Raw genomic sequence first — 21615 nt, forward strand, 5'->3', positions numbered from 1 at the left:
TCGCCAGGGGTTCCGGGCGGGGCCGCGTCTTCTCCTGGTCACCCAGGAGGAATTCAGTGAGCATCACCAAGAAGGCCACCGTCCTGGCCGTCGGGCTCGGCATGGTCGGCGGCCTGGCCGCCTGCGGATCGTCGTCCGACGGCGACAGCCAGGGCTCCGGCGACTCCAAGACCGTGACCCTCGTCAGCCACAACTCGTGGGCCGTGTCGAAGGACGTCCTCGCCGCCTTCGAGAAGAGCTCCGGCTACAAGGTCCGCGTCCTGGAGGACGGCGACGCCGGGCAGGCCGTCAACAAGGCCATCCTCACCAAGGACAACCCCCAGGGCGACGTCTTCTTCGGCGTCGACAACACGCTGCTGTCCCGCGCCCTCGACAACGGGCTGTTCCAGCCGTACGAGGCGAAGGGCTCCGACCAGGTCCTCCCCGAGTACCGGGCCGACCAGGACAAGCACCGGGTCACGCCCGTCACCACCGGCGACATCTGCGTCAACTACGACAAGGCGTACTTCAGCGAGCACGAGCTGACCCCGCCGGACTCCTTCGACGACCTGATCAAGCCCGAGTACAAGGACCTGCTCGTCACCGAGAACGCGGGCACCTCCTCGCCCGGCCTCGGCTTCCTGCTCGGCACCGCCGCCAAGTACGGGGACGACGGCTGGCAGGACTACTGGAAGAAGCTGAAGGCGAACGGCGTCAAGGTCGTCGACGGCTGGGAGCAGGCGTACAACGAGGAGTTCTCCGGTTCGTCCGGCGGCAAGAAGGCCAAGGGCGACCGCCCGCTCGTCGTCTCCTACGCCTCCTCCCCGCCCGCCGAGGTGATCTACGCCGATCCCCAGCCGGCCACCGCGCCGACGGGCGTCGCCACCGGCACCTGCTTCCAGCAGGTCGAGTACGCGGGTCTGCTGAGCAACGCCGGGAACACCGAGGGCGGCAAGGCACTGCTCGACTTCCTCATCGGCAAGCAGTTCCAGGAGGACATGCCGCTGAACATGTTCGTCTACCCGGTGCGGGAGGGCGCCGAGATCCCCGAGGCGTTCCGGAAGTTCGGGCCCGAGGCCGAGAACCCGCAGACCATGGACCCGGCGAAGATCGCCGACAACCGCGACCAGTGGGTCAAGTCGTGGACCTCACTCGTACTGAAGTAGGCAAGGCGAGGACTTCGCGCGGGAGCGCGGCGCGGCTGGCCCTGATGGCCGTGCCCGTCGCGTTCTTCGCGGTGTTCTTCGCCTACCCCGTCGCCGCGATCGTCGCGCGCGGACTGGAGATCGACGGATCCTGGCAGTTCGGACGCGTCGCGGACGTACTCGCCCAGCCCGACGTCCGGCACGTGCTGTGGTTCACCACCTGGCAGGCGTTGGCCTCCACCGCGCTCACCCTGCTGATCGCACTGCCCGGCGCGTACGTCTTCGCCCGGTTCGACTTCCCCGGCAAGCAGGTCCTGCGGGCCGTGGTGACCGTGCCGTTCGTGCTGCCGACGGTCGTCGTCGGTACGGCGTTCCTGGCGTTGGTGGGGCGCGGCGGGCTGCTCGACGAGCTGTGGGGCGTACGGCTGGACACCACCGTGTGGGCGATCCTGCTCGCGCACGTCTTCTTCAACTACGCCGTCGTCGTACGCACCGTCGGCGGCCTCTGGTCGCAGCTCGACCCGCGGCAGGAGGAGGCCGCGCGGATGCTCGGTGCCTCGCGGCTGAAGGCCTGGCGGCAGGTGACGCTGCCCGCGCTCGCGCCCGCCGTGGCCGCCGCCGCGCTGATGGTGTTCCTGTTCACCTTCACGTCCTTCGGCGTCGTCCAGATCCTCGGCGGACCCGCCTTCTCCACCCTGGAGGTGGAGATCTACCGGCAGACCTCCCAGATCTTCGACCTGTCCACGGCCGCCGTGCTGACGCTGATCCAGTTCGCCGCGGTGGCCGCCATCCTCGCCGTGCACGCCTGGACGGTACGGCGGCGGGAGACGGCCCTGCGGCTGGTGGACGCGGCCACGACCGCGCGCCGGCCGCGCGGGACCGGGCAGTGGGCGCTGCTGGCCGGGGTCCTGGCCACCGTCGCCGTGCTCCTTGTGCTGCCGCTCGCCGTGCTGGTCGAGCGGTCGCTCGGCGCACCCGGGTTCGGCTACTACCGGGCGCTGACCCGGGAGGACGGCGGCGCTTTCCTCGTCCCGCCGATCGAGGCCATCGGCAACAGCCTCCAGTACGCCGTCGCCGCCACCGCCATCGCCGTGGTGATCGGCGCGCTGGCCGCCACCGCGCTCACCCGCCGCGACGCGGGCCGCTTCGTACGCGGTTTCGACGCGCTGCTGATGCTGCCGCTCGGGGTGTCCGCCGTGACGGTCGGCTTCGGATTCCTGATCGCGCTGGACGAACCCCCGCTGGATCTCAGAGCCTCCTGGATTCTCGTGCCGCTCGCGCAGGCGCTGGTCGGCGTCCCCTTCGTCGTACGGACCATGCTGCCGGTGCTGCGGGCGGTGGACGTACGGCTGCGGGAGGCGGCGGCGGTACTCGGGGCGTCGCCGTGGCGGGTGTGGCGGGAGGTGGACCTGCCGATGGTGCGGCGGGCGCTGCTGGTCGCGGCCGGGTTCGCCTTCGCGGTGTCGCTCGGGGAGTTCGGGGCGACCGTGTTCATCGCGCGGCCCGACAACCCGACGCTGCCGGTGGCCGTGGCGCGGCTGCTGGGACGGCCCGGGGACATGAACTACGGCCAGGCGATGGCCCTGTCGACGATTCTGATGCTGGTGTGCGCCGTGGCCCTGGTGGTGCTGGAGCGGCTGCGGGCCGACCGGAGCGGGGAGTTCTAGGGGTGCGGGAGTTCTAGAGATGCGGGAGTTCCACGGATGCTGCTGAGCCTCGAAGGCGCGACCGTCCGTTTCGGCGGCCGGGCCGTGCTCGACGCCGTCGACCTGGGGGTCGCCGAGCACGAGGTGGTGTGCGTGCTCGGGCCCAGCGGCAGCGGCAAGTCGACGCTGCTGCGGGCGGTCGCCGGGCTCCAGCCGCTGGACGCCGGGCGGGTGACGCTGGACGGGCGGGACCAGTCCGGGGTGCCCGCGCACAAGCGCGAGGTCGGGCTGATGTTCCAGGACCACCAGCTCTTCCCGCAGCGCGACGTGGCCGGAAACATCGCCTTCGGACCGCGGATGCGTGGCGCCTCCCGCGCCGGACAGCGGGAGCGGGTGGGGGAGTTGCTGGAGCTGGTCGGGCTGCCGGGTGCCGCTCACCGGTCCGTCGCCGCGCTCTCCGGCGGTGAGCAGCAGCGGGTGGCGCTGGCCCGCGCCCTCGCGCCCCGGCCCCGGCTGCTGATGCTGGACGAGCCGCTCGGCCAGCTCGACCGCTCGCTGCGGGAGCGCCTGGTCGTCGAACTCCGGGAGCTGTTCGGCCGGCTGGGCACGACCGTGCTCGCCGTGACGCACGACCAGGGGGAGGCCTTCGCGCTCGCCGACCGGGTCGTGGTGATGCGGGACGGGCGGATCGCCCAGTCCGGGACGCCTCTGGAGGTGTGGCAGCGGCCGGCCGACGCGTTCGTGGCCCGCTTCCTCGGCTTCGACAACGTCGTCGAGGCGACCGTCGTGGGACAGGCCGCGGACACCCCGTGGGGCAAGGTACCGGTCCCCGAGGACGCCCCGCAGGGTGCCCGCACCCTGCTCGTCCGGCCCGCCGGGGTACGCATGGTGGCCGCCGACGAGGGCCTGCGCTGCACGGTCACCGCACGCACCTTCCGGGGCACCCACGTCGCCGTCCACCTCCAGCCCGAGGACGCGCCGCGCCTGGAGGCGGCGTGCGCGCTGCGGGCGGCACCGGAGGTCGGGGACGCGATAGGAGTGGAGTTCGACGTGGCGGAAATCGTCGTGCTCGGATGATCGCCCCGCTCGTAGGGTGAAGGCATGACACTCCTTGCGCATGACCGTTACTGCGATGAAATCGCCCACCAGGTGGGCCGGTTCGGCGCCGTGCTGTCCTCCGGCGCCGACCTGTCAGCCACTGTGCCGACCTGCCCGGACTGGACCCTGGAGGACCTGGTGCGGCACGTCGGCCGCGCCCTGCGCTGGACGGAGCTGATCGTCCGCACCCGCGCCGAGGAGGACGTCCCGTTGGACCGCGCGCCGGGATCCGAGGGTCCGCGGGCGACGGGGGACGCGGCCGCCCTGGAGGCGTGGCTGGCGGAGTCCGGCGAGGCGGTCGTGCGCGCGCTGCGGGAGGCCGGACCGGACGGGCGGGCGTGGTCGTGGACCGGGAACCACACCGCGGGCTTCTGGGCCCGCCGGATGACGCACGAGCTCGTCGTCCACGGGGCGGACGCGGCCCTCGCGGCGGGCCGGCCGTTCGAGGCGGTCGCCGCCGAGGTGGCGGCCGACGCGATCGAGGAGTGGCTGGAGATCGTGCGGTTCGTGCAGCGGGTCCTTCCGGACGGGCCGGTCAAGGGCCTGCGGGCGCCCGGCCGGAGCATCCACCTGCACGCCACCGACACCGCCGCGGACCTCGACGCCGAATGGCTGATCGAGCTGCCCGAGGAGGGCGTCACCTGGCGCCGCGGCCACGAGAAGGCGACCGTGGCCCTGCGGGGCCCGCTCACGGACGTGCTGCTGGCCTTCTACCGCAGGCTGCCGCTGGACACCCCCGGACTCCAGGTGCTCGGCGACCGCGAGCTGCTGGAACTCTGTCTGGAGAAGACGGCGTTCGGCTGAGGTGACGTGACGGTGGCCCGCCCCGGCCGGGGACGGGCCACCACTGCCGCGTACCGGTGAGCGAGGCGTCAGCGGTTGCTGTTCGCTCCGCGACGGCGCAGGCCGAAGAAGACCGCGGCGCCACCGATGGCGACCAGGGCCGCCGCGATGCCGGCGATCATGCCGGTGTTGGAGTTCGCGCCGGTCTCGGCGAGGTTGGACTCACCGGCCGCCGGGGACGGGGCGTTGTTGCTCGGCACGGCCGCCGGTGCGGTGCTCTCGCTCTGGGCCGGGGCCGGGGCCGACGTGGACGGTGCCGGGGTCGGTGTCTCCGTCTCCTCGGCCGGGGTGGAGGAACTCTCCGACGGGGTCGGCGTCGGTGTCGGCGTGTCCTCCGTCTCGCAGGGGGTCGACGGGGTCACGAGGTTCGGCTTGATGTCCTCGTCGACGTACTTGTCGGCCTTGACGTGGATGCGGTACTCGGCGTTCGGCTTCCAGTCCGCGGCGAAGGTGATGGTGCTGCCCTCGCGCGAGCCCTTGACCACCTGCTCGCCGATCTTCTCGGCGTCGGCGCCGTTGTTCTGCAGGTAGACGGTGACGGTGGCGGGGATGCCGGCGGGGTCCACGTCGGTGACGGTGATGACACCCTTGTCGCCTTCGCACTTGGCGGCGGCGGAGAACTCGCTGATGTCGCAGGCGAGCGCGTTGCCGGCGGCCCCGATGGCCAGGGCCACCGAGGCGGAGGCGACGCCGAGGGCGCGAACGCCACGACGGGATGCCGTGCTTCTGAGTATGGACAGGACTGCCACGTTTGTCCTTTACGGGAGCGCAGATGCGGGGGGTGGAGAGGGTGCTGACGCCTGATGAGCGGCATCAGCACACCCACGAGCCTCACTGGTCTATAAGCGGTGCATAAGCAGTGTCAACGCATATGCCGGCCAAGGGCGTTGGCTTTGCCGTCTTATTAACCGCCGAGACGTTTCAGCGCTCCGGGAGCCTCCTCGATCCGGTCGACGAGCGCGATCCGGGACTCCATCGTCCGTCCCCCGGCGAGCGACGTGAGCAGCGGCCACGCCGGCAGCTTCTCCGTCCAGTGCGCCCGGTCCACCAGCACCATCGGCGTGGGTTCGCCCCGCGACTCGTAGTAGTTCGGCGTCGCGTTGTCGAAGATCTCCTGTACGGTCCCGGCGGCGCCCGGCAGGAAGACCACGCCCGCGTTCGAGCGGGCCAGCAGGCCGTCCTCGCGGGTGGCGTTGGCGAAGTACTTGGCGATGTGCGCGGCGAAGGCGTTGGGCGGCTCGTGGCCGTAGAACCAGGTCGGGACACCGACCGAGGCGCCACCCCCGGGCCAGCGTTCGCGCACCTCGAACGCGGACCGCGCCCAGTCGGTGATCGACGGGGTGAACGACGCGACCTTGGCGAGGAGCAGCAGCGCGTCGTCCAGCATCCCGTCGTCGAACGGGGCCGCGTAGGCGCCGAGGTTCGCCGCCTCCATCGCGCCCGGACCGCCGCCGGTGGCCACGGTGAACCCGGCGCGGGCCAGTTCGCGGCCCAGGCGTGCGGCGCCCGCGTAGGACCTGGTGCCGCGCGCCATGGCGTGACCGCCCATGACGCCCACCACCGCGGCGCCGGTGAGGAGTTCGTCGATCGCGTCGGAGACGGCGTCGTCGTGGATCGCGCGCAGCATGGAGGCGAAGACGTCGCCGTCCGCCTTGGTCTGCTGGAACCAGTCGTGGGCGAGGGCGTCCGGTGTCGCCTCGTACCCCCCGTCCAGACGGGCGTACAGCTCGTCGGGGGAGTAGACGCGTCCGCGGTACGGATCGAAGGGCAGGCCCGGTATGGGCGGGAAGACCAGGGCGCCGGCGGCGCGCACCCGGGTGGCCGCCTCGGGTGCCATCGGGCAGCCGAGGAAGACGGCGCCCGTGGGGTCCGCGGACATCAGGGCGTCCGTGCGGGCCGTCAGATCGACGGCCTGGACGCGGTAGTGGGCGAGTGTGCCGTGCGCCGAGAGGACGGAGTCGAACTCGGCGAGGCTCTCGATCTCCCGGTCGTGGGAGGCGTGGTGGGACTGGAGCTGAGCCTGTGAACGGGCCTTGGGCCGGGCGGGTGTCGGATCCACCCGCCCATGCTAGGCGTGCGCCCGGCTCAGCCCTCGACCGCCGCCGGGTCCATCCACACGACCTCGAAGGTGTGGCCGTCGATGTCGTCGAAGGCCCGGCCGTACATGAAGCCGTGGTCCTGGGTCTCGCCGGATACCGAACCGCCGGCCGCGACCGCCTTCTCCACCAGCTCGTCGACCTTCTCGCGGCTCTCGGCGCTCAGCGCGACCAGCACCTCGCTGGACTTCGTCGAGTCCACGATCTCCTTCTTCGTGAACTGGCGGTACTTCTCCGGCGTGTGCACCATCACGACGATGGCCTCGCTCAGCGGGATCGACGCGGTGGTGTCGTCGCTGAACTGGGCGTTGATCTCGTAGCCGAGCCCGGTGAAGAACTTCTTCGAGGCGTCGAGGTTGTTGGTGGCCAGGTTCACGAAGATCATCTGCTGGTACATGAGGGCCTCTCCCGTCGGTGTCCTGCTGTTGTCATGCCGTTCGAAGGGTTAGACGGGGGCGGCGCGCGGAACTCATCGCGGGTTCGCGGATTTCTTCGAGAATTTTTTCTACGGGGATCGGCGGGGCTACGGGGGACCGGCGGGGGCGGTGCGTCAGCCGGCCAGCGGCAGCGATGCCAGCTGCGCGACGATCAGGGTCAGCGGGCCGAACAGCGCGAGCAGCGCGCCGGCGCGTACGGCGGCGGCCGCGCGCAGGGTGGCCGGGGGCGCGCCCAGCCGCAGCAGGGCGTCCGTCGTGTCGGCGCGGGCGTGTTTGGCCTCGACGGCCGCGGTGAGGAGGGTGGCCACCGTGCAGCCGGCCACGAGGAGGACGCCGAGGAGGCTCAGCGGACCGAAGTCCGGTCCGTCCGTGCCGTACAGGGCGGTCCCCGCGTAGGCCGCGGACATCACGGCGCAGACGACGCCGAGGGGGCGGCCGATGCGGTGCGACTCCTCCATCAGGACCCGGCCCGCCAGCAGGCGCAGGGCGCCGGGGCGGGCGGTCTGGAGCAGGCGGCCGCACAGGTGGGTGAGGCCGGGGCCGGCCAGGGCGAGACCCAGGACGGTGAGGGCCCAGCCGAAGAGGACGCCGGCGGAGGGGGTGGCGTCGGGGGCGGGGCCGGCCGTGTTGCCGGCGTAGGTCTCCACGGCGAGGCCTGCGGTGAGTACGGCGATGCCCCAAGGGAGGGTGGTGGTGTTCTGGGGGCTGGGGCTGGGGCTGGGGCTGGGGCTGGGGCTGGGGGTGGTGGTGGGAGTGGGGTCGGGTACGGCGGACGACGTGGGCTGGGTGCCGTCCGCTGTGGCTTGCGGGTGGGTGTCACTTGCCTGCGTCAGCAGGGCGCCGCCTGCGCCCACCCTCCCCCACTCTCGGCTTCGCTCGAGCGGGGGGTCCCCCACCGCCCCAGCGGCACGACTGCCCGCAGGCGGCGCGGCGGGACCGTCCGCAGGCGGGGCCGGGGCCGGGGCCGGGTCTGGGGCCGGGGCCAGGCGGGCGCCGTAGCGGCCGTAGGTGCCGAAGGTCTCGCGGGCCGCTCCCCAGCCGTACGCGCCGAAGCGTCCGTAGCGACGGGAGCCGGTGGGCGGGGTGGGCCTGGGCTCGCGGGGGCGCAGTGTGAGCGCCACGGCGGCCGACGCGGCGGCCGGAGTCAGGGCCAGCAGCGTCAGCGCCGCCGGGAAGGGGAGGGGCCGACCGATGGCCAGGGCGCCCGCCACGGTGCCGTCGAAGGGCACGCCGGTCAGGTCGCCGCGCAGGTGGAGGAAGACGAGCAGGGCCACCAGCGAGCCGAGCGCGCCGGTCAGGGCCGTGGTCGTCGCCGACACGGCCATCAGGCGGCCGGGACCCAGGCCGATCGCCGACAACCCCGGGCGGGGCCGGGTACCGGGGTCGGTGCGGGCCACGGCGACCGCGAGGTACACCGTGGCGGCGAGGGGCGCCGCGCACCAGGCCAGGCGGAGGGCGGAGGCGCCGGGCGTGCCCGGGTGGGTCATCGCGTGGCCGAGGGCGCACAGCAGCAGGAAGCCCGTACCCGCCGAGGCCACCGCGACCAGAAGTCGGCGCAGGTGGACGGGGAGGTGGGCGGCGCGGGTCAGGCGGAGAGCGAGCACGCCGCCCGGCCTTCCGTTCCGGGGGTCCCCGCGGCGCCGGTGGCTCCGGTGGCCACGGTCGTCTCGGCGACCGGCGGCAGGTGCACCGTCCGCACCCGCCGCCCGTCCAGCAGCGCCACCGTGCGGTCCGCCAGGGCGGCGGTCCGCGCGTCGTGGGTGGCGAGGAGGACGGTGATGCCGTGCGAGCGGGCCGCCGTGGTGAGTGTCCGCAGGACGTGGGCGCGGTCGGCGCGGTGCAGAGGGGCCGTCGGCTCGTCGGCGAAGAGGACCGCGGGGGTGACGGCGAGCGCGCGGGCGATGCAGACGCGCTGCCGCTCGGCCTGCTGGAGTTCGTGCGGGCGCCGGCGGGCCCTGTCGCCCACGTCGAGGCGCTCCAGCCACTCCAGGGCGGCGGTCTTGGCCCGGCGCCGGCCGGTGCCGCGCAGCATGAGGGGGAGGGCGGCGTTCTCCCAGGCGTTGAGCTCCGGCACGAGCGCGGGAGCGGGGTCGATCCAGCCGAAGCGGTCGCGGCGCAGTCGCTCGCGGCCGAGCGGGCCCATGGTGTGCATCGGCACGCTGTTGAACCACACCTCGCCCTCCTGCGGCCGGACCAGCCCGGACAGGCACCGCAGCAGCGTGGTCTTGCCACTGCCGCGCGGGCCGCTCACGGCGAGGATCTCGCCCTCGCGGACACCGAGCGACACGCCTTGAAGCGCGGGGGAGCCGTCGTGGTGCTGGAAGCGCAGGGCGCGGGCCCAGAGCACGTCGTTGTCCGGCGGGGCCTCCATGGGCGTACACCTCGGTTCTGATCCGTATTTCCCCGGTCGCGTCCCTCTTCCGGGGGAACGAAGGCGGGGCCGATCGGTCACTGGGCACGGTAAGGAGTCGCCGCGGGGGAAGCCGGACAGCACGCGGCCCCGGGCCGCCGTTCTCACTCGAACGGGCGGCATCGGGGCCGGTGATGATCATCCAGAAGGATGATCGGAACTCGGATCGGAACTCTGTCCGGATCAGAGCTTCGTCCACGCCTCCGTCAGCGTGGCGCGCAGGATCTGCTCGATCTCGTCGAAGGTCTCCTGGTTGGAGATCAGCGGCGGGGCGAGCTGGATGACCGGGTCGCCGCGGTCGTCGGCACGGCAGTACAGGCCGTTCTCGAAGAGCTTCTTGGAGAGGAAGCCGTACAGGACGCGCTCGGTCTCCTCGTCGGTGAAGGACTCCTTGGTGTTCTTGTCCTTGACCAGTTCGATGCCGTAGAAGAAGCCGTTGCCGCGGACGTCGCCGACGATCGGCAGGTCGAGGAGCTTCTCCAGGGTCGCGCGGAAGTTGCCCTCGTTGTCAAGCACGTGCTTGTTGAGGCCCTCGCGCTCGAAAAGGTCGAGGTTGGCGATGCCGACCGCGGCGGAGACCGGGTGGCCGCCGAAGGTGTAGCCGTGCAGGAAGGTGTTGTCACCCTTGTAGAACGGCTCGGCCAGGCGGTCCGAGATGATGCAGGCGCCGATCGGGGAGTAACCCGAGGTCATGCCCTTGGCGCAGGTGATCATGTCCGGGACGTAGCCGAACTTGTCGCAGGCGAACGTCGTGCCCAGGCGGCCGAAGGCGCAGATGACCTCGTCCGAGACGAGCAGCACGTCGTACTGGTCGCAGATCTCGCGCACCCGCTGGAAGTAGCCGGGCGGGGGCGGGAAGCAGCCGCCGGCGTTCTGCACTGGCTCCAGGAAGACGGCCGCGACGGTCTCCGGGCCCTCGAACAGGATCTGCTGCTCGATCTGGTCGGCGGCCCAGCGGCCGAAGGCCTCCGGGTCGTCGCCGAAGAGCGGGGCGCGGTAGATGTTGGTGTTCGGCACCTTGTGCGCGCCCGGGACGAGCGGCTCGAACGGGGCCTTCAGGGCCGGCAGGCCGGTGATGGACAGGGCCCCCTGCGGGGTGCCGTGGTAGGCGACCGCGCGGGAGATGACCTTGTACTTGGTCGGCTTGCCGGTCAGCTTGAAGTACTGCTTGGCCAGCTTCCAGGCGGTCTCGACCGCCTCACCGCCGCCGGTGGTGAAGAAGACCTTGTTGAGGTCGCCGGGCGCCTCGTCGGCCAGGCGCTCGGCCAGCTCCACGGCCTTCGGGTGGGCGTAGGACCACACCGGGAAGAAGGCGAGCTCCTGCGCCTGCTTCGAGGCGGTCTCGGCAAGCTCCGTGCGGCCGTGTCCGGCCTGGACCACGAACAGGCCGGCGAGACCGTCGAGGTAACGCTTGCCCTTGTCGTCGTAGATGTGGGTGCCCTCACCGCGGACGATGGTGGGGACGGGGGCGTTCTCGTACGACGACATGCGGGTGAAGTGCATCCACAGGTGGTCGTAGGCGGTCCTGCTGAGGTCCTTGGGGCTGTCGGTGCTCACGATTATCGGGTTCCCCACATATAGGTCTGCTTCTTGAGCTTCATGTAGACGAAGCTCTCGGTGGAGCGCACTCCGGGCACGGCCCGGATGCGTTTGTTGATGACGTCCAGAAGGTGGTCGTCGTCCTCGCAGACGACCTCCACCATCAGGTCGAAGGAGCCCGCGGTCATCACCACGTACTCGCATTCGGACATGGCCGTCACCGCGTCGGCGACGGACTCCACGTCGCCCTCGACACGGACGCCGACCATCGCCTGCCGGCGGAAACCCACGGTGAGCGGGTCCGTGACGGCGACGATCTGCATCACGCCCTGGTCGAGCAGCTTCTGGACGCGCTGGCGCACGGCCGCCTCCGACAGGCCCACGGCCTTGCCGATGGCGGCGTACGGCCGGCGGCCGTCCTCCTGGAGCTGCTCGATGATGGCGAGGGAGACGGCGTCCAACTGGGGACCGCCGTTCCTGGACTCGCGGGAGTCCTTCTGGTCTGCGCTTCGACTGGCCACGGCTTCACTGTGCACGACGTATCGACAGTTTCGCAAGGCCGGATCGATGAAATTCGTTGTCTGTGAGGTCTGACTCTACGGATTTCGCAACCTTGAGGTGGTCGGGGGTGTTGAAAACGTGGGGTCTCCGTCTAGGGTGGGTGTCTCAGTGTTCGGACAGCCGACAGCGGACAGCCGACAGCTGTGAGGCCCGGACACCGGGAGACCTGAAGTAGACACCGAACTTGGAGGGCCGGCAGTGAGCACCGAGCTGCGTCGTCTGCGCAATTACATCGACGGTGAGTTCCGGGACGCCGCCGACGGACGGACCACGGAGGTGGTCAACCCCGCCACGGGCGAGGCCTACGCGACCGCCCCCCTGTCCGGGCAGGCGGACGTGGACGCCGCCATGGCGGCCGCCGCCGCGGCCTTCCCGGCCTGGCGGGACCTGGTCCCGGCCGAGCGGCAGAAGGCCCTGCTGAAGATCGCGGACGCGTTCGAGGAGCGGGCCGAGGAACTGATCGCGGCCGAGGTGGAGAACACGGGCAAGCCCATCGGGCTGACCCGCTCCGAGGAGATCCCGCCGATGGTCGACCAGATCCGCTTCTTCGCGGGCGCGGCGCGGATGCTGGAGGGGCGCAGCGCCGGTGAGTACATGGAGGGCCTGACCTCCATGATCCGCCGTGAGCCGATCGGCGTCTGCGCGCAGGTCGCGCCGTGGAACTACCCGATGATGATGGCCGTGTGGAAGTTCGCCCCGGCGCTCGCCGCGGGCAATACGGTCGTCCTGAAGCCCGCGGACACCACCCCCGCGTCCACGGCCCTGATGGCCGACATCATCGGCTCGATCGTGCCCAAGGGCGTCTTCAACGTCGTCTGCGGCGACCGCGACACCGGCCGCCTGATGGTCGAGCACGAGACCCCGGCGATGGCCTCCATCACCGGCTCGGTGCGGGCCGGCATGTCGGTCGCCGAGTCCGCGTCGAAGGACCTCAAGCGCGTCCACCTGGAGCTGGGCGGCAAGGCGCCGGTCGTCGTCTTCGAGGACACCGACATCCCCAAGGCCGTCGAGGGCATCTCGGAGGCGGGCTACTTCAACGCCGGCCAGGACTGCACGGCGGCCACTCGCGTGCTGGTCCACGAGTCGGTCCACGACGAGTTCGTGAGCGCGCTCGCGAAGGCCGCGTCCGAGATCAAGACCGGTCAGCCGGACGACGAGGACGTCCTGTACGGCCCGCTCAACAACCCGAACCAGCTCAAGCAGGTCGCCGGGTTCATCGAGCGCCTGCCCGCCCACGCCAAGGTCGAGGCGGGCGGCCACCGGGTCGGCGAGAAGGGTTACTTCTACGCCCCGACCGTCGTCTCGGGCCTCAAGCAGGACGACGAGATCGTCCAGAAGGAGGTCTTCGGCCCCGTCATCACCGTCCAGTCCTTCCGCGACGAGGACCAGGCCGTCGAGTGGGCCAACGGCGTCGAGTACGCGCTGGCCTCCTCGGTGTGGACCAAGGACCACGGCCGCGCCATGCGGATGTCCAAGCGGCTGGACTTCGGCTGCGTGTGGATCAACACCCACATCCCGCTGGTCGCCGAGATGCCGCACGGCGGCTTCAAGAAGTCCGGCTACGGCAAGGACCTGTCCGGCTACGGCTTCGAGGACTACACGCGGATCAAGCACGTGATGACGTCGCTGGACGCGTGACGGACTTGCACGTGTGAGGCACCCGGCGTGCGCGCGGCCCCGGACGGGAACTCCCGTCCGGGGCCGTCGTGCGTAAACCGTGAACGTGGATCGGCAGCCATGGAACCGTGAACTCACCCCGGTCGACAGGGTGTCGGGCCTGGGCGGAGGCGCTCGACGCAGCGTCGATTGTCCCTGGCGGGGCGGGCGCGGCATCCTGCGGCCATGCCCTTGCTCTCGAAGACGCCCTCGCTCTCCCGCCGGACCCTGCTGCGCGGCCTGAGCGGCTCCGCCGCGGCCGGCGCGCTGGCCGGCTGCGGTGTGCCCGCCGCGTACGTCGCGCCGGGCGACCGCGCCGCGACCGACCGGTCCGCCACCGAGCAACGGCTGACCTGGGCGAACTGGCCGCTGTACATCGACACCGACGACGAGCACCCGAGCCGACGGCCCACGCTGGAGGCGTTCGAGAAGCGGTCGGGCATCTCCGTCGAGTACATCGAGGAGATCAACGACAACGACGAGTTCTTCGGCAAGATCAGCCCGTCCCTGATGAACCACCAGCCCACCGACCGCGACCTGATCGTCATCAGCGACTGGATGTGCGGGCGGTTCGTCCGGCTCGGCTGGGTGCAGGAGATGGACCGCTCCCGCCAGCCGAACGTCACCGAGTACCTCGACCCGCTGCTGCGTTCGCCCGCCTTCGACCCGGGCCGGAAGTTCACCGTGCCCTGGCAGTCGGGCATCACCGGCATCGCCTACAACCGCCGCAGGCTCGGCCGGGAGATCCGGCACGTGTCCGACCTGTGGGCGGGGGACCTCAAGGGCCGGGTGACCCTGCTGTCCGGCATGGACGAGGCGTTCGCGCTGCTGATGCAGGGCAACGGCGTGGACATCACCGACTGGACGGCGGACGACTTCCACACGGTCTGCGACCAGGTGGAGAAGCAGGTGGCCAAGGGCCAGATCCGCCGCTTCACCGGCAACGACTACATCAAGGACCTCTCCAGCGGGGACGTCCTGGCCTGCCAGGCGTACTCCGGTGACGTGATCCAGCTCCAGGCGGACGACCCGGACATCGAGTTCGTCGTCCCGGAGGAGGGCGCCGAGCTGTGGTCGGAGTCCCTGATGATCCCCAACCTGGCCCGTCACAAGGCCAACGCCGAGCGGCTGATCGACTACTACTACCAGCCGGAGGTCGCCGCCGAGCTGGCCGCCTGGGTCAACTACGTCTGCCCGGTCCCCGCCGCACAGGACGTGCTGGCCTCCTCCGACGACGAGGAGACCGCCGCCCTGGCCGAGGACCCGCTGATCTTCCCGGACGCGGCGATGCGCGAACGGCTCGCGATCGCGCGGGACATCGCGGCGGGGGAGCGGTCGGAGTTCGCCAAGCGGTGGAACGGGATCGTGGGGGTGTAGCAGACTGACCGGCGCGATGAATTCACCGGGCGATGAAAAGGTGGGCCGGGTGATGAAAAGGTGGGGATGGCGGTCACGCTCGGTCTGCCGGCGGCCTGGGCGCCGCACGACGCCGAGGAACTGGCGACCGTGCCGGGCTGGTGGCGGCGCAACCTGCCGCCCTGTGCGAGCGGTTCCCCACCGTGCCGGAGGCCGTGTGGCGGCGGGCCGAGCCGGCCGACGGGCGGGAGTTCGCCGTCGCGGTGGGGGTGATGGCCGCGGTCGTGGCCTCCGCGTCCGCCGCGGGCCGGCTGACCGGCGGCCGGTCGGCGGCGTACCGGACCGCGCTCAACGCCTTCGGTCTGCACGGCCTGGTCCACCTCGCCCAGGCGGGGCTGGTACGCGGCTACACGCCCGGGTCGGCGAACTCGCCCCTCGTCGTCGTCCCGTTCACCCTCTGGGCCCGCCACCGGCTGCGCCGCGCCGGTGTCCTGCGCGCCACGCGCCCGCGCGACCTCGCCGCGGGGTTCGGCCTCGCGGACGCGGCGGTGGTGGCTCCGCACGTGGTGGCGCGGCGGCTGACGGGGCCACTGCGCCGGCACGTTCCGGATCCGGGGTTCGGTTCCGGGTTTCGATTCCGGGTTTCGATTCCGGGTTTCGGTTCCGGCGGAAGGGTCGTTGATCACCCTTGGGTGCGGAAGTCCTCTACGGGAGACGGGGCTTGTGCGGGATCGACCGCCCCTACGGGGGCGGGCCGGTGACGGCGCCGCCGCGGTCACGCAGGGCGCACAGTACGTCGACGCGGTTGGTCGTGATCGAGTCGACGCCCAGGGCGATCAGCCGGCGCATGGAGCGCCGGGTGTCGGGGGTCCACACGGACAGCAGGCAGCCGTCGCCGTGGACGCGCTCGGCCAGCGGCTGGTCCACCAGCCCGAAGCGGTAGTTGAGCCAGCGCGGGCGGACCGCCGCCAGCAGGGCGGGGCGGGGCGGGGCCAGCGTCGTCCAGGTCAGTGCGATCTCGGCCGCCGGGTCGGCCGCCCGTACGGCGAGCATCGCGGCGGGGCCCGCGCAGTAGTACACGCGGTCCTGTGCCCCGCACTCGCGGACGACGTCCACGATGCGCCGGGCCGCCCGCTCGCCCGGCCCGCCCGGCAGGTCGAGCATCAGCCGGCTGCCGTCGGTCGCCGCCAGCGCCTCCGCCAGCGTCGGCACCCGGCCCGCCGTCAGGCCGCGCACCTCGTCCGCCGACAGCGAGAGCAGCGGACGGTCCTGCTCCCACAGGCGCGTGAGCGTCTCGTCGTGCAGCAGCACCGGCACGCCGTCCCGGGTGAGCCGTACGTCGATCTCGACCGCGTCCGCGCCGCGGCGCAGCGCGGAACGCAGCGAGTCGAGGGTGTTCTCGCGGAACAGATAGGGGTCGCCGCGGTGGGCCACGGCGGTCACCCGGCGCGGCGTGCTCACGAGGATGCGAGCCACGTCGAGGTGTACGTGTCGATCTCGTCCCGGAGGTCAGCCTTGCCCCGCGCGTCCTGGAACGACGACTCCACCGCGTTCTTCGCCAGGTCGGCGAGCCCGCGCTCGTCGAGGTCGAGGAGCCGGGCGGCGACGGCGTACTCGTTGTTGAGGTCGGTGCCGAACATCGGCGGGTCGTCGGAGTTGATGGTCACCAGGACGCCGGCGCGCGTGAACTCCTTGATCGGGTGCTCGTCCAGGGTGCGTACCGCGCGGGTGGCGATGTTCGAGGTCGGGCACACCTCCAGGGGGATGCGCCGCTCCGCGAGGTGCGCCAGCAGCTTCGGGTCCTGCGCCGAGCTGGTGCCGTGCCCGATGCGCTCGGCGCGCAGGTCGGTCAGGGCGTCCCACACCGTCTGCGGGCCGGTGGTCTCGCCGGCGTGCGGCACCGAGTGCAGACCGGCGGCGATCGCCCGGTCGAAGTAGGGCTTGAACCGCGGCCGCGCGACCCCGATCTCGGGTCCGCCGAGTCCGAAGGAGACCAGCCCCTCGGGGCGTACCCGGTCGTCGGTGGCGAGCCGCGTCGTCTCCTCGGCGGCCTCCGTACCGGCCTCGCCCGGAATGTCGAAGCACCACCGCAGTACGGTCCCGAAATCGGCCTCGGCCGCCTTGCGGGCGTCCTCGATCGCGTCCATGAAGGCGCCCTCGTCGATACCGCGCCGGGTGGAGGAGAACGGGGTGATGGTCAGCTCGGCGTACCGCACCCGCTGACGGGCCATGTCGCGGGCCACCTCGTACGTCAGCAGCCGGACGTCCTCCGGCGTGCGGATCAGGTCGACGACCGACAGGTACACGTCGATGAAGTGGGCGAAGTCCGTGAACGTGAAGTAGTCGACCAGGGCCTCGGGGTCGGTGGGAACCTTGGAGTCGGGGTGGCGCGCGGCCAGTTCCGAGACGATGCGCGGGGAGGCGGAGCCGACGTGGTGGACGTGCAGTTCGGCCTTGGGCAGTCCGGCGATGAAGGCGTGCAGGTCTCGCGGGACGTCGGGGTCGACGAGGTGCTCGGTCAAGGGTTCCTCCCCACAGCGGCGCCCCGGGCCGGTGCGGGCCGGCCGGGCGCGGGTGATCGGCTGATCGGTGACTCGGGATCATCGTAGGCCGGGCCCGTGGCGGGTGGCGACGGGCCGTAGCATGACGGGACGTTCGACAGAGGGGGGCCCGCCCATGCCCGACGACTCGCAGCCGCCGAGAGCCGACGCGCACACGCCGGAAGCTCCGGGGAACGATCCCGCGCCCCGGCCGGCTCCGCCCGGTGCCGCCGGTGCCGCCGGTGCCGCCGGTGACACGTGGTCGGCGACGGCCGGCGGGCACTCCGAGGGCATCGCGGACGCGATCCCCGGGGTCGGCCTCGACAAGCCGGGCACTCCGGGCACGCCGAGCGGGTCGGGTACGACGGACGCCTTGGCCGCGCCGGGGGCCTCGGGCACACCGGACCGCCGCGCCCAGCCGTCCCCGTCGCCGTCGCGCCCCGGGCCGGGCTTCGAGGACCGGCCTTCGGCGATACCCGGGCCGGGCCCGGACCCATGGGCGCCGCCGGTGGACGACGCCGTGCCGACGCCCGACGGCGGTTCCGGGGGCACCCTCGCGGCGAGCGGGGCCCCTCCGTGGTCGGCCCCGTCCGTCCACGACCAGCAGACGGTCACGTCCATGCCGGCCATGGACACCCCGCCGTGGGCAGCCCCGTCCGCCGCGACGCCGGCGAACGGCCCCGCCAACCCCTTCGCGCCGCCGGGCCCGACTGCCGCCGCTACGGGTGCGCCGAATCCCTTCGCGCCCCCGGGCCCGGCAGCCGCCACCGGTGCGCCCAACCCCTTCGCGCCCCCGGCCGCGACGCCGCCGTACGTCGACCGGGGGGCGGTCCCGCCGCCGCCCATCGCGCCCGACGGCCCCGGCCAGGTCCCCTACGGCTACCCCGGCCCGGGTGGGTACGGACACCCGGGCGGCCCGGCCGGATACCCCGGTGCGCAGCCGCAGGGCTACTTCGGCTGGCCCGGCATGGCGCCGCTGCCGAGCAACGGCATGGGCACGGCCGGCCTCGTCCTCGGCATCATCGCGGCCGTCGGCTTCTGCCTCTGGCCGCTCGCGATCGCCCTGGGCGTCCTCGCCGTCATCTTCGGCGGGCTCGGCCGTGCCAAGGCCGGTCGGGGCGAGGCCACCAACGGAGGCCAGGCCCTGGCCGGCATCATCTGCGGGATCGTCGGCATCGCCCTCGGCATCGGCTTCGGGCTGCTGGTGATCTTCGCGCCGTGAGCCCGGAGCGCTGGCTCCGGAGCGGTGAGGCCGGAGTCCGGAGCCCGGGGTGCTGACTTCGGAGCCCCGAGTCCGAAGTCCTGAGCCCGGAGTCCTGAGCCCGGAGCTTTGGCCCCGGAGCCTTGAGCCCGGAGGGCTGAGCCGTGAGCCATGAGGCCAGGGTCCTGGAGCCCGGAGCCTGGAGCTTTGGCCCCGGGTCCCGGAGCTTTGGCCCCGGAGTCCTGAGCCCAGACACCGCGCCGCGCACCGGGGGGCGGGCCCGCGCCCGCCTGCCGTCTGGCCTCCCGGCCTCCCCTTGCCGCCCCCGGGGCGGCCCGGCGGACCGGCCTGGTCCGCCGTCTGCTGCCGGGTCTCGTCGACCTGCCGCCTTCCGGCCTGGTCCGCCGTCTGCTGCCGGGTCTCGTCGACCTGCCGCCTTCCGGCCTGGTCCGCCGTCCGCTGCCGGGTCTCGTCGACCTGCCACCCTCCGGCCCGCCCGCCGTCCGCCCCAGGATCTCGCCGACCCGCCGCCCTCCGACCCGCCGCCCTCCGGCCCGCTCCCCCCGGGTCCAGCCGACCTGCCGCCCCCCGGCCACCGCCCCTCACAGCGCCAACCGATCCCCACGGCCGACGGTCCCTACGTGCCCCGCGCCAGCCCCTACGTGCCCCGCGCCAGCCCTGACGTGCCCCGCGCCAGCCCTGACGTGCCCCGCGCCAGTCCGGACGTGACCCGCACCAGTCCCGGGCCCGGGCTCAGCCGTCCGTCCGCAGTCGCTCCCGTGCCGCCATCAGCGCGAAACCCAGCAGGTTCGGCCCCCGCCACCGCTCCGGGTCCGTCGCCGCCTCGTCGTCCGCGGTCAGGCCGATGCCCCACACCCGGTCCACGGGACTCGCCTCCACCAGCACCCTCTCGCCCGTGTTCAGCAAGAACGCGCGCAGCGCCGGGTCCGAGGCGAACTTGTGGACGCTGCCCTCGACGACGATCCGGAACCGCTCGCGCTCCCATACCGCCTCGTCGAAGCCGCGCACCAGCCGCCCCGCCTTCTTCGCCTCCGCGGGATGATCAGCCGCGAGCACCCGTCGCTCGGCCTCCGCGTCCTCGAAGAGCCGGGCCTTGCCCGCCATCATCCAGTGCTCCGCGGTCGCGTACTCCACCCCGGCCACGGTGAACGGCGACGGCCACCACTGGCTCAGACAGCTCGGCCCGATCCGGCCGTCGGGGAGCGGCCGGTGCCCCCAGAAGCAGAGGTACTTGATCCGCGCGCCCGCCCGGACCTGCCCGATCAGCGACTCCCTGCTGCCGATGATCTCCACCGCCCCGGAATCCCGCACCCCCGTGTCCTTCTCCATGCACGCGAGTCTGGCACGCGCCACTGACACTACGTCCGGCCTTTTCCGTGGCGACTCGACACCTGGTCGACAGATTCCGTCGCGTAACCAAATGGCAACAACGGAATCACTTGTTGGGGGCCTAGTGCTCTGTCAGGATCGGCACTCACATCGAGCCTGAGCCACGCCGGCCCCCTTCACGGGGAGACCGAGGAGAGCCGACATGCACAACCCGGGCAACGCCACCCCGGACCGATTCCCGGCCCAGGGCCGCTTCGCGGACGGGGCCCAATACATCGCGGGCCGTCTGACGAAGGGCACCTCCGGACGCACGCACACGGTCGTCGACCCGGCGACCGGCGAGGATGTCCTCACCTACGAACTCGCCGGTGCCGACGACGTCGACGCGGCCGTCGCCGCCGCCCGGGAAGCGTTTCCCGGCTGGGCCGGCGCCACCCCCGGCGAGCGCTCCGACGCCCTGCACCGGTTCGCCGCCGTGCTCGCCGACCGCGCCGAGGACTTCGCCCGCGCCGAGTCCCTGCAGTGCGGGAAGCCGCTGAAGCTGACCCGTGAGTTCGACGTGCCGGGCACGGTCGACAACGCGGCCTTCTTCGCCGGTGCCGCCCGGCATCTGCAGGGCCAGTCGGCGGGGGAGTACTCCGGCGACCACACCTCGTACATACGCCGCGAGCCGATCGGCGTCGTCGGGTCCATCGCGCCCTGGAACTACCCCCTCCAGATGGCCGCCTGGAAGATCCTCCCGGCGATCGCCGCGGGCAACACCATCGTGCTGAAGCCCGCCGAGATCTCCCCGCTGACCTCCCTGATGTTCGCCCAGGCCGCGACCGAGGCGGGCATCCCGGACGGTGTGATCAACATCGTCACCGGCACCGGGCGGGAGGCCGGCGAGCACCTCGTCGGCCACCCCGACGTCGCCATGACCTCCTTCACCGGCTCCACCGCCGTCGGCAAGCGCGTCGCCGAGGTCGCCACGGCCACCGTCAAGCGCCTCCACCTGGAGCTGGGCGGCAAGGCGCCCTTCCTCGTGTTCGACGACGCCGACCTCGACGCCGCCGTCAACGGCGCGGTCGCGGGCGCGCTCATCAACACCGGCCAGGACTGCACGGCCGCCACGCGCGCGTACGTCCAGCGTCCCCTCTACGAGGCGTTCGTCGAGAAGACCGCCGCCCTCATGGACACCGTCCGGGTCGGCGACCCCTTCACCGCGGGAACCGACCTCGGACCGTTGGTCAGCCACGTCCAGCGGGACCGCGTCGCCGGCTTCGTCGACCGGGCGCGCTCCTACGCGCGCGTGGTGACCGGCGGCGAGGCACCGCAGGGCGACCTCGAGGACGGCGCCTACTACCGGCCCACCCTCATCGCCGACGCCGCGCAGGACAGCGAGGTCGTCCAGTCCGAGATCTTCGGGCCGGTCCTGGTCGTCCTGCCCTTCGACACCGACGACGAGGGCATCCGGCTGGCCAACGACACGCCGTACGGGCTCGCCGCCTCCGCGTGGAGCCGGGACGTGTACCGGGCGAACCGCGCCACCCGCGAGATCAAGGCGGGCTGCGTGTGGATCAACGACCACATCCCCATCCTCAGCGAGATGCCGCACGGCGGGTACAAGGCGTCCGGCTTCGGCAAGGACATGTCCGCCTACTCCTTCGAGGAGTACACGCAGGTCAAGCACGTCATGTTCGACAACACCGCGGTGGCGGCCAAGGACTGGCACCGCACCGTCTTCGGGGACCGATAGCCACAACGAGAGGCCGCCGA

The 21615-nt window shown here is 72.3% G+C and carries 17 protein-coding genes and 2 pseudogenes; 9 read left to right on the forward strand and 10 right to left on the reverse strand.

Features of this window, described 5'->3' with window-relative positions:
* Window positions 1-56: 56 nt before the first annotated feature.
* Genes ACFW48_RS24755 through ACFW48_RS24770 form a run of 4 tightly spaced genes read left to right on the forward strand, consistent with a single transcriptional unit; the run spans window position 57 to window position 4672 of the window.
* Window positions 57-1145 (forward strand): thiamine ABC transporter substrate binding subunit, encoded by a 1089-nt coding sequence (locus ACFW48_RS24755; RefSeq protein ID WP_386317938.1) that lies wholly within the window; start codon window positions 57-59, stop codon window positions 1143-1145.
* On the forward strand, window positions 1121-2791 hold the full coding sequence (locus ACFW48_RS24760; protein ID WP_386317940.1) for an ABC transporter permease: 1671 nt from the start codon (window positions 1121-1123) through the stop codon (window positions 2789-2791). Before ACFW48_RS24755 ends, ACFW48_RS24760 begins: the two co-directional genes overlap by 25 nt.
* 36 nt (window positions 2792-2827) lie before the next feature.
* Window positions 2828-3847, forward strand: coding sequence for an ABC transporter ATP-binding protein (locus tag ACFW48_RS24765; protein WP_386317942.1), 1020 nt, complete (start codon window positions 2828-2830; stop codon window positions 3845-3847).
* A 24-nt stretch (window positions 3848-3871) separates the two neighbouring features.
* On the forward strand, window positions 3872-4672 hold the full coding sequence (locus ACFW48_RS24770; protein WP_386317944.1) for a maleylpyruvate isomerase family mycothiol-dependent enzyme: 801 nt from the start codon (window positions 3872-3874) through the stop codon (window positions 4670-4672).
* Window positions 4673-4740: 68 nt separating this feature from the next.
* Here the strand turns inward: ACFW48_RS24770 and ACFW48_RS24775 are convergent, their stop codons facing one another.
* From ACFW48_RS24775 to ACFW48_RS24805, 7 genes are all read right to left on the reverse strand, one after another.
* Window positions 4741-5460 (reverse strand): LAETG motif-containing sortase-dependent surface protein, encoded by a 720-nt coding sequence (locus ACFW48_RS24775; RefSeq protein WP_386317946.1) that lies wholly within the window; start codon window positions 5458-5460, stop codon window positions 4741-4743.
* A gap of 155 nt (window positions 5461-5615) precedes the next feature.
* Entirely contained in the window at window positions 5616-6770 is a 1155-nt protein-coding gene (locus tag ACFW48_RS24780) for an LOG family protein (RefSeq protein ID WP_386317947.1), read from the reverse strand.
* Window positions 6771-6796: 26 nt separating this feature from the next.
* Window positions 6797-7204 (reverse strand): VOC family protein, encoded by a 408-nt coding sequence (locus ACFW48_RS24785; RefSeq protein WP_386317948.1) that lies wholly within the window; start codon window positions 7202-7204, stop codon window positions 6797-6799.
* A 153-nt stretch (window positions 7205-7357) separates the two neighbouring features.
* Window positions 7358-8848: a hypothetical protein gene (locus tag ACFW48_RS24790; RefSeq protein WP_386317950.1), complete on the reverse strand. Its 1491-nt coding sequence runs from the start codon at window positions 8846-8848 to the stop codon at window positions 7358-7360.
* Window positions 8830-9615: an ABC transporter ATP-binding protein gene (locus ACFW48_RS24795; protein ID WP_386317952.1), complete on the reverse strand. Its 786-nt coding sequence runs from the start codon at window positions 9613-9615 to the stop codon at window positions 8830-8832. Before ACFW48_RS24795 ends, ACFW48_RS24790 begins: the two co-directional genes overlap by 19 nt.
* 222 nt (window positions 9616-9837) lie before the next feature.
* Window positions 9838-11211 (reverse strand): aspartate aminotransferase family protein, encoded by a 1374-nt coding sequence (locus ACFW48_RS24800; RefSeq protein ID WP_386317954.1) that lies wholly within the window; start codon window positions 11209-11211, stop codon window positions 9838-9840.
* A gap of 2 nt (window positions 11212-11213) precedes the next feature.
* Window positions 11214-11729 (reverse strand): Lrp/AsnC family transcriptional regulator, encoded by a 516-nt coding sequence (locus ACFW48_RS24805; RefSeq protein ID WP_210960361.1) that lies wholly within the window; start codon window positions 11727-11729, stop codon window positions 11214-11216.
* A gap of 223 nt (window positions 11730-11952) precedes the next feature.
* On the opposite strand from ACFW48_RS24805, the gene ACFW48_RS24810 reads away from it, so the two are divergent.
* The 3 genes and pseudogenes from ACFW48_RS24810 to ACFW48_RS24820 all read left to right on the forward strand — a co-directional run.
* Window positions 11953-13392, forward strand: a complete 1440-nt coding sequence (locus tag ACFW48_RS24810) for a gamma-aminobutyraldehyde dehydrogenase (RefSeq protein ID WP_386317957.1) — start codon at window positions 11953-11955, stop codon at window positions 13390-13392.
* Window positions 13393-13596: 204 nt separating this feature from the next.
* Window positions 13597-14787: a spermidine/putrescine ABC transporter substrate-binding protein gene (locus tag ACFW48_RS24815; RefSeq protein ID WP_386317959.1), complete on the forward strand. Its 1191-nt coding sequence runs from the start codon at window positions 13597-13599 to the stop codon at window positions 14785-14787.
* Window positions 14788-14853: 66 nt separating this feature from the next.
* A pseudogene (locus ACFW48_RS24820) lies at window positions 14854-15350 on the forward strand (HXXEE domain-containing protein); the annotation flags it as partial.
* 157 nt (window positions 15351-15507) lie between these two features.
* On the opposite strand, the gene ACFW48_RS24825 reads toward ACFW48_RS24820, so the two are convergent.
* The gene (locus ACFW48_RS24825; protein ID WP_386318029.1) at window positions 15508-16227 is read right to left on the reverse strand and encodes a glycerophosphodiester phosphodiesterase; all 720 of its coding nucleotides are present in this window, start codon (window positions 16225-16227) and stop codon (window positions 15508-15510) included.
* Window positions 16224-17428 (reverse strand): annotated as a pseudogene (locus tag ACFW48_RS24830) (adenosine deaminase). Before ACFW48_RS24830 ends, ACFW48_RS24825 begins: the two are co-directional and overlap by 4 nt.
* Window positions 17429-17442: 14 nt before the next feature.
* On the opposite strand from ACFW48_RS24830, the gene ACFW48_RS24835 reads away from it, so the two are divergent.
* Window positions 17443-18528 carry a DUF4190 domain-containing protein gene (locus tag ACFW48_RS24835; RefSeq protein ID WP_386318036.1) on the forward strand — a complete coding sequence of 362 codons (1086 nt, stop codon included), beginning with the start codon at window positions 17443-17445 and terminating at the stop codon, window positions 18526-18528.
* Window positions 18529-19260: 732 nt separating this feature from the next.
* On the opposite strand, the gene ACFW48_RS24840 is transcribed toward ACFW48_RS24835, so the two are convergent.
* A complete protein-coding gene (locus ACFW48_RS24840) occupies window positions 19261-19857 on the reverse strand; it encodes an NADAR family protein (RefSeq protein WP_386317961.1) in 597 nt (198 codons plus the stop codon).
* 202 nt (window positions 19858-20059) lie between these two features.
* Between ACFW48_RS24840 and ACFW48_RS24845 the strand changes: the two genes are divergently transcribed.
* On the forward strand, window positions 20060-21595 hold the full coding sequence (locus tag ACFW48_RS24845; protein WP_386317962.1) for a gamma-aminobutyraldehyde dehydrogenase: 1536 nt from the start codon (window positions 20060-20062) through the stop codon (window positions 21593-21595).
* Window positions 21596-21615 lie beyond the last annotated feature (20 nt).

The sequence above is a fragment of the Streptomyces sp. NPDC058812 genome (assembly GCF_042744565.1).
In the GTDB taxonomy this organism is placed as follows: Bacteria; Actinomycetota; Actinomycetes; order Streptomycetales; family Streptomycetaceae; genus Streptomyces; species Streptomyces thinghirensis.

Excerpts from the sequence above, each read along its gene's own strand:
- ACFW48_RS24765 (WP_386317942.1), top strand. The coding sequence starts at position 2,828 with ATGCTGCTGAGCCTCGAAGGCGCGACCGTCCGTTTCGGCGGCCGGGCC.
- ACFW48_RS24835 (WP_386318036.1), top strand. The coding sequence starts at position 17,443 with ATGCCCGACGACTCGCAGCCGCCGAGAGCCGACGCGCACACGCCGGAA.
- ACFW48_RS24785 (WP_386317948.1), bottom strand. The coding sequence starts at position 7,204 with ATGTACCAGCAGATGATCTTCGTGAACCTGGCCACCAACAACCTCGAC.
- ACFW48_RS24795 (WP_386317952.1), bottom strand. The coding sequence starts at position 9,615 with ATGGAGGCCCCGCCGGACAACGACGTGCTCTGGGCCCGCGCCCTGCGC.
- ACFW48_RS24770 (WP_386317944.1), top strand. The coding sequence starts at position 3,872 with ATGACACTCCTTGCGCATGACCGTTACTGCGATGAAATCGCCCACCAG.
- ACFW48_RS24840 (WP_386317961.1), bottom strand. The coding sequence starts at position 19,857 with ATGGAGAAGGACACGGGGGTGCGGGATTCCGGGGCGGTGGAGATCATC.
- ACFW48_RS24815 (WP_386317959.1), top strand. The coding sequence starts at position 13,597 with ATGCCCTTGCTCTCGAAGACGCCCTCGCTCTCCCGCCGGACCCTGCTG.
- ACFW48_RS24845 (WP_386317962.1), top strand. The coding sequence starts at position 20,060 with ATGCACAACCCGGGCAACGCCACCCCGGACCGATTCCCGGCCCAGGGC.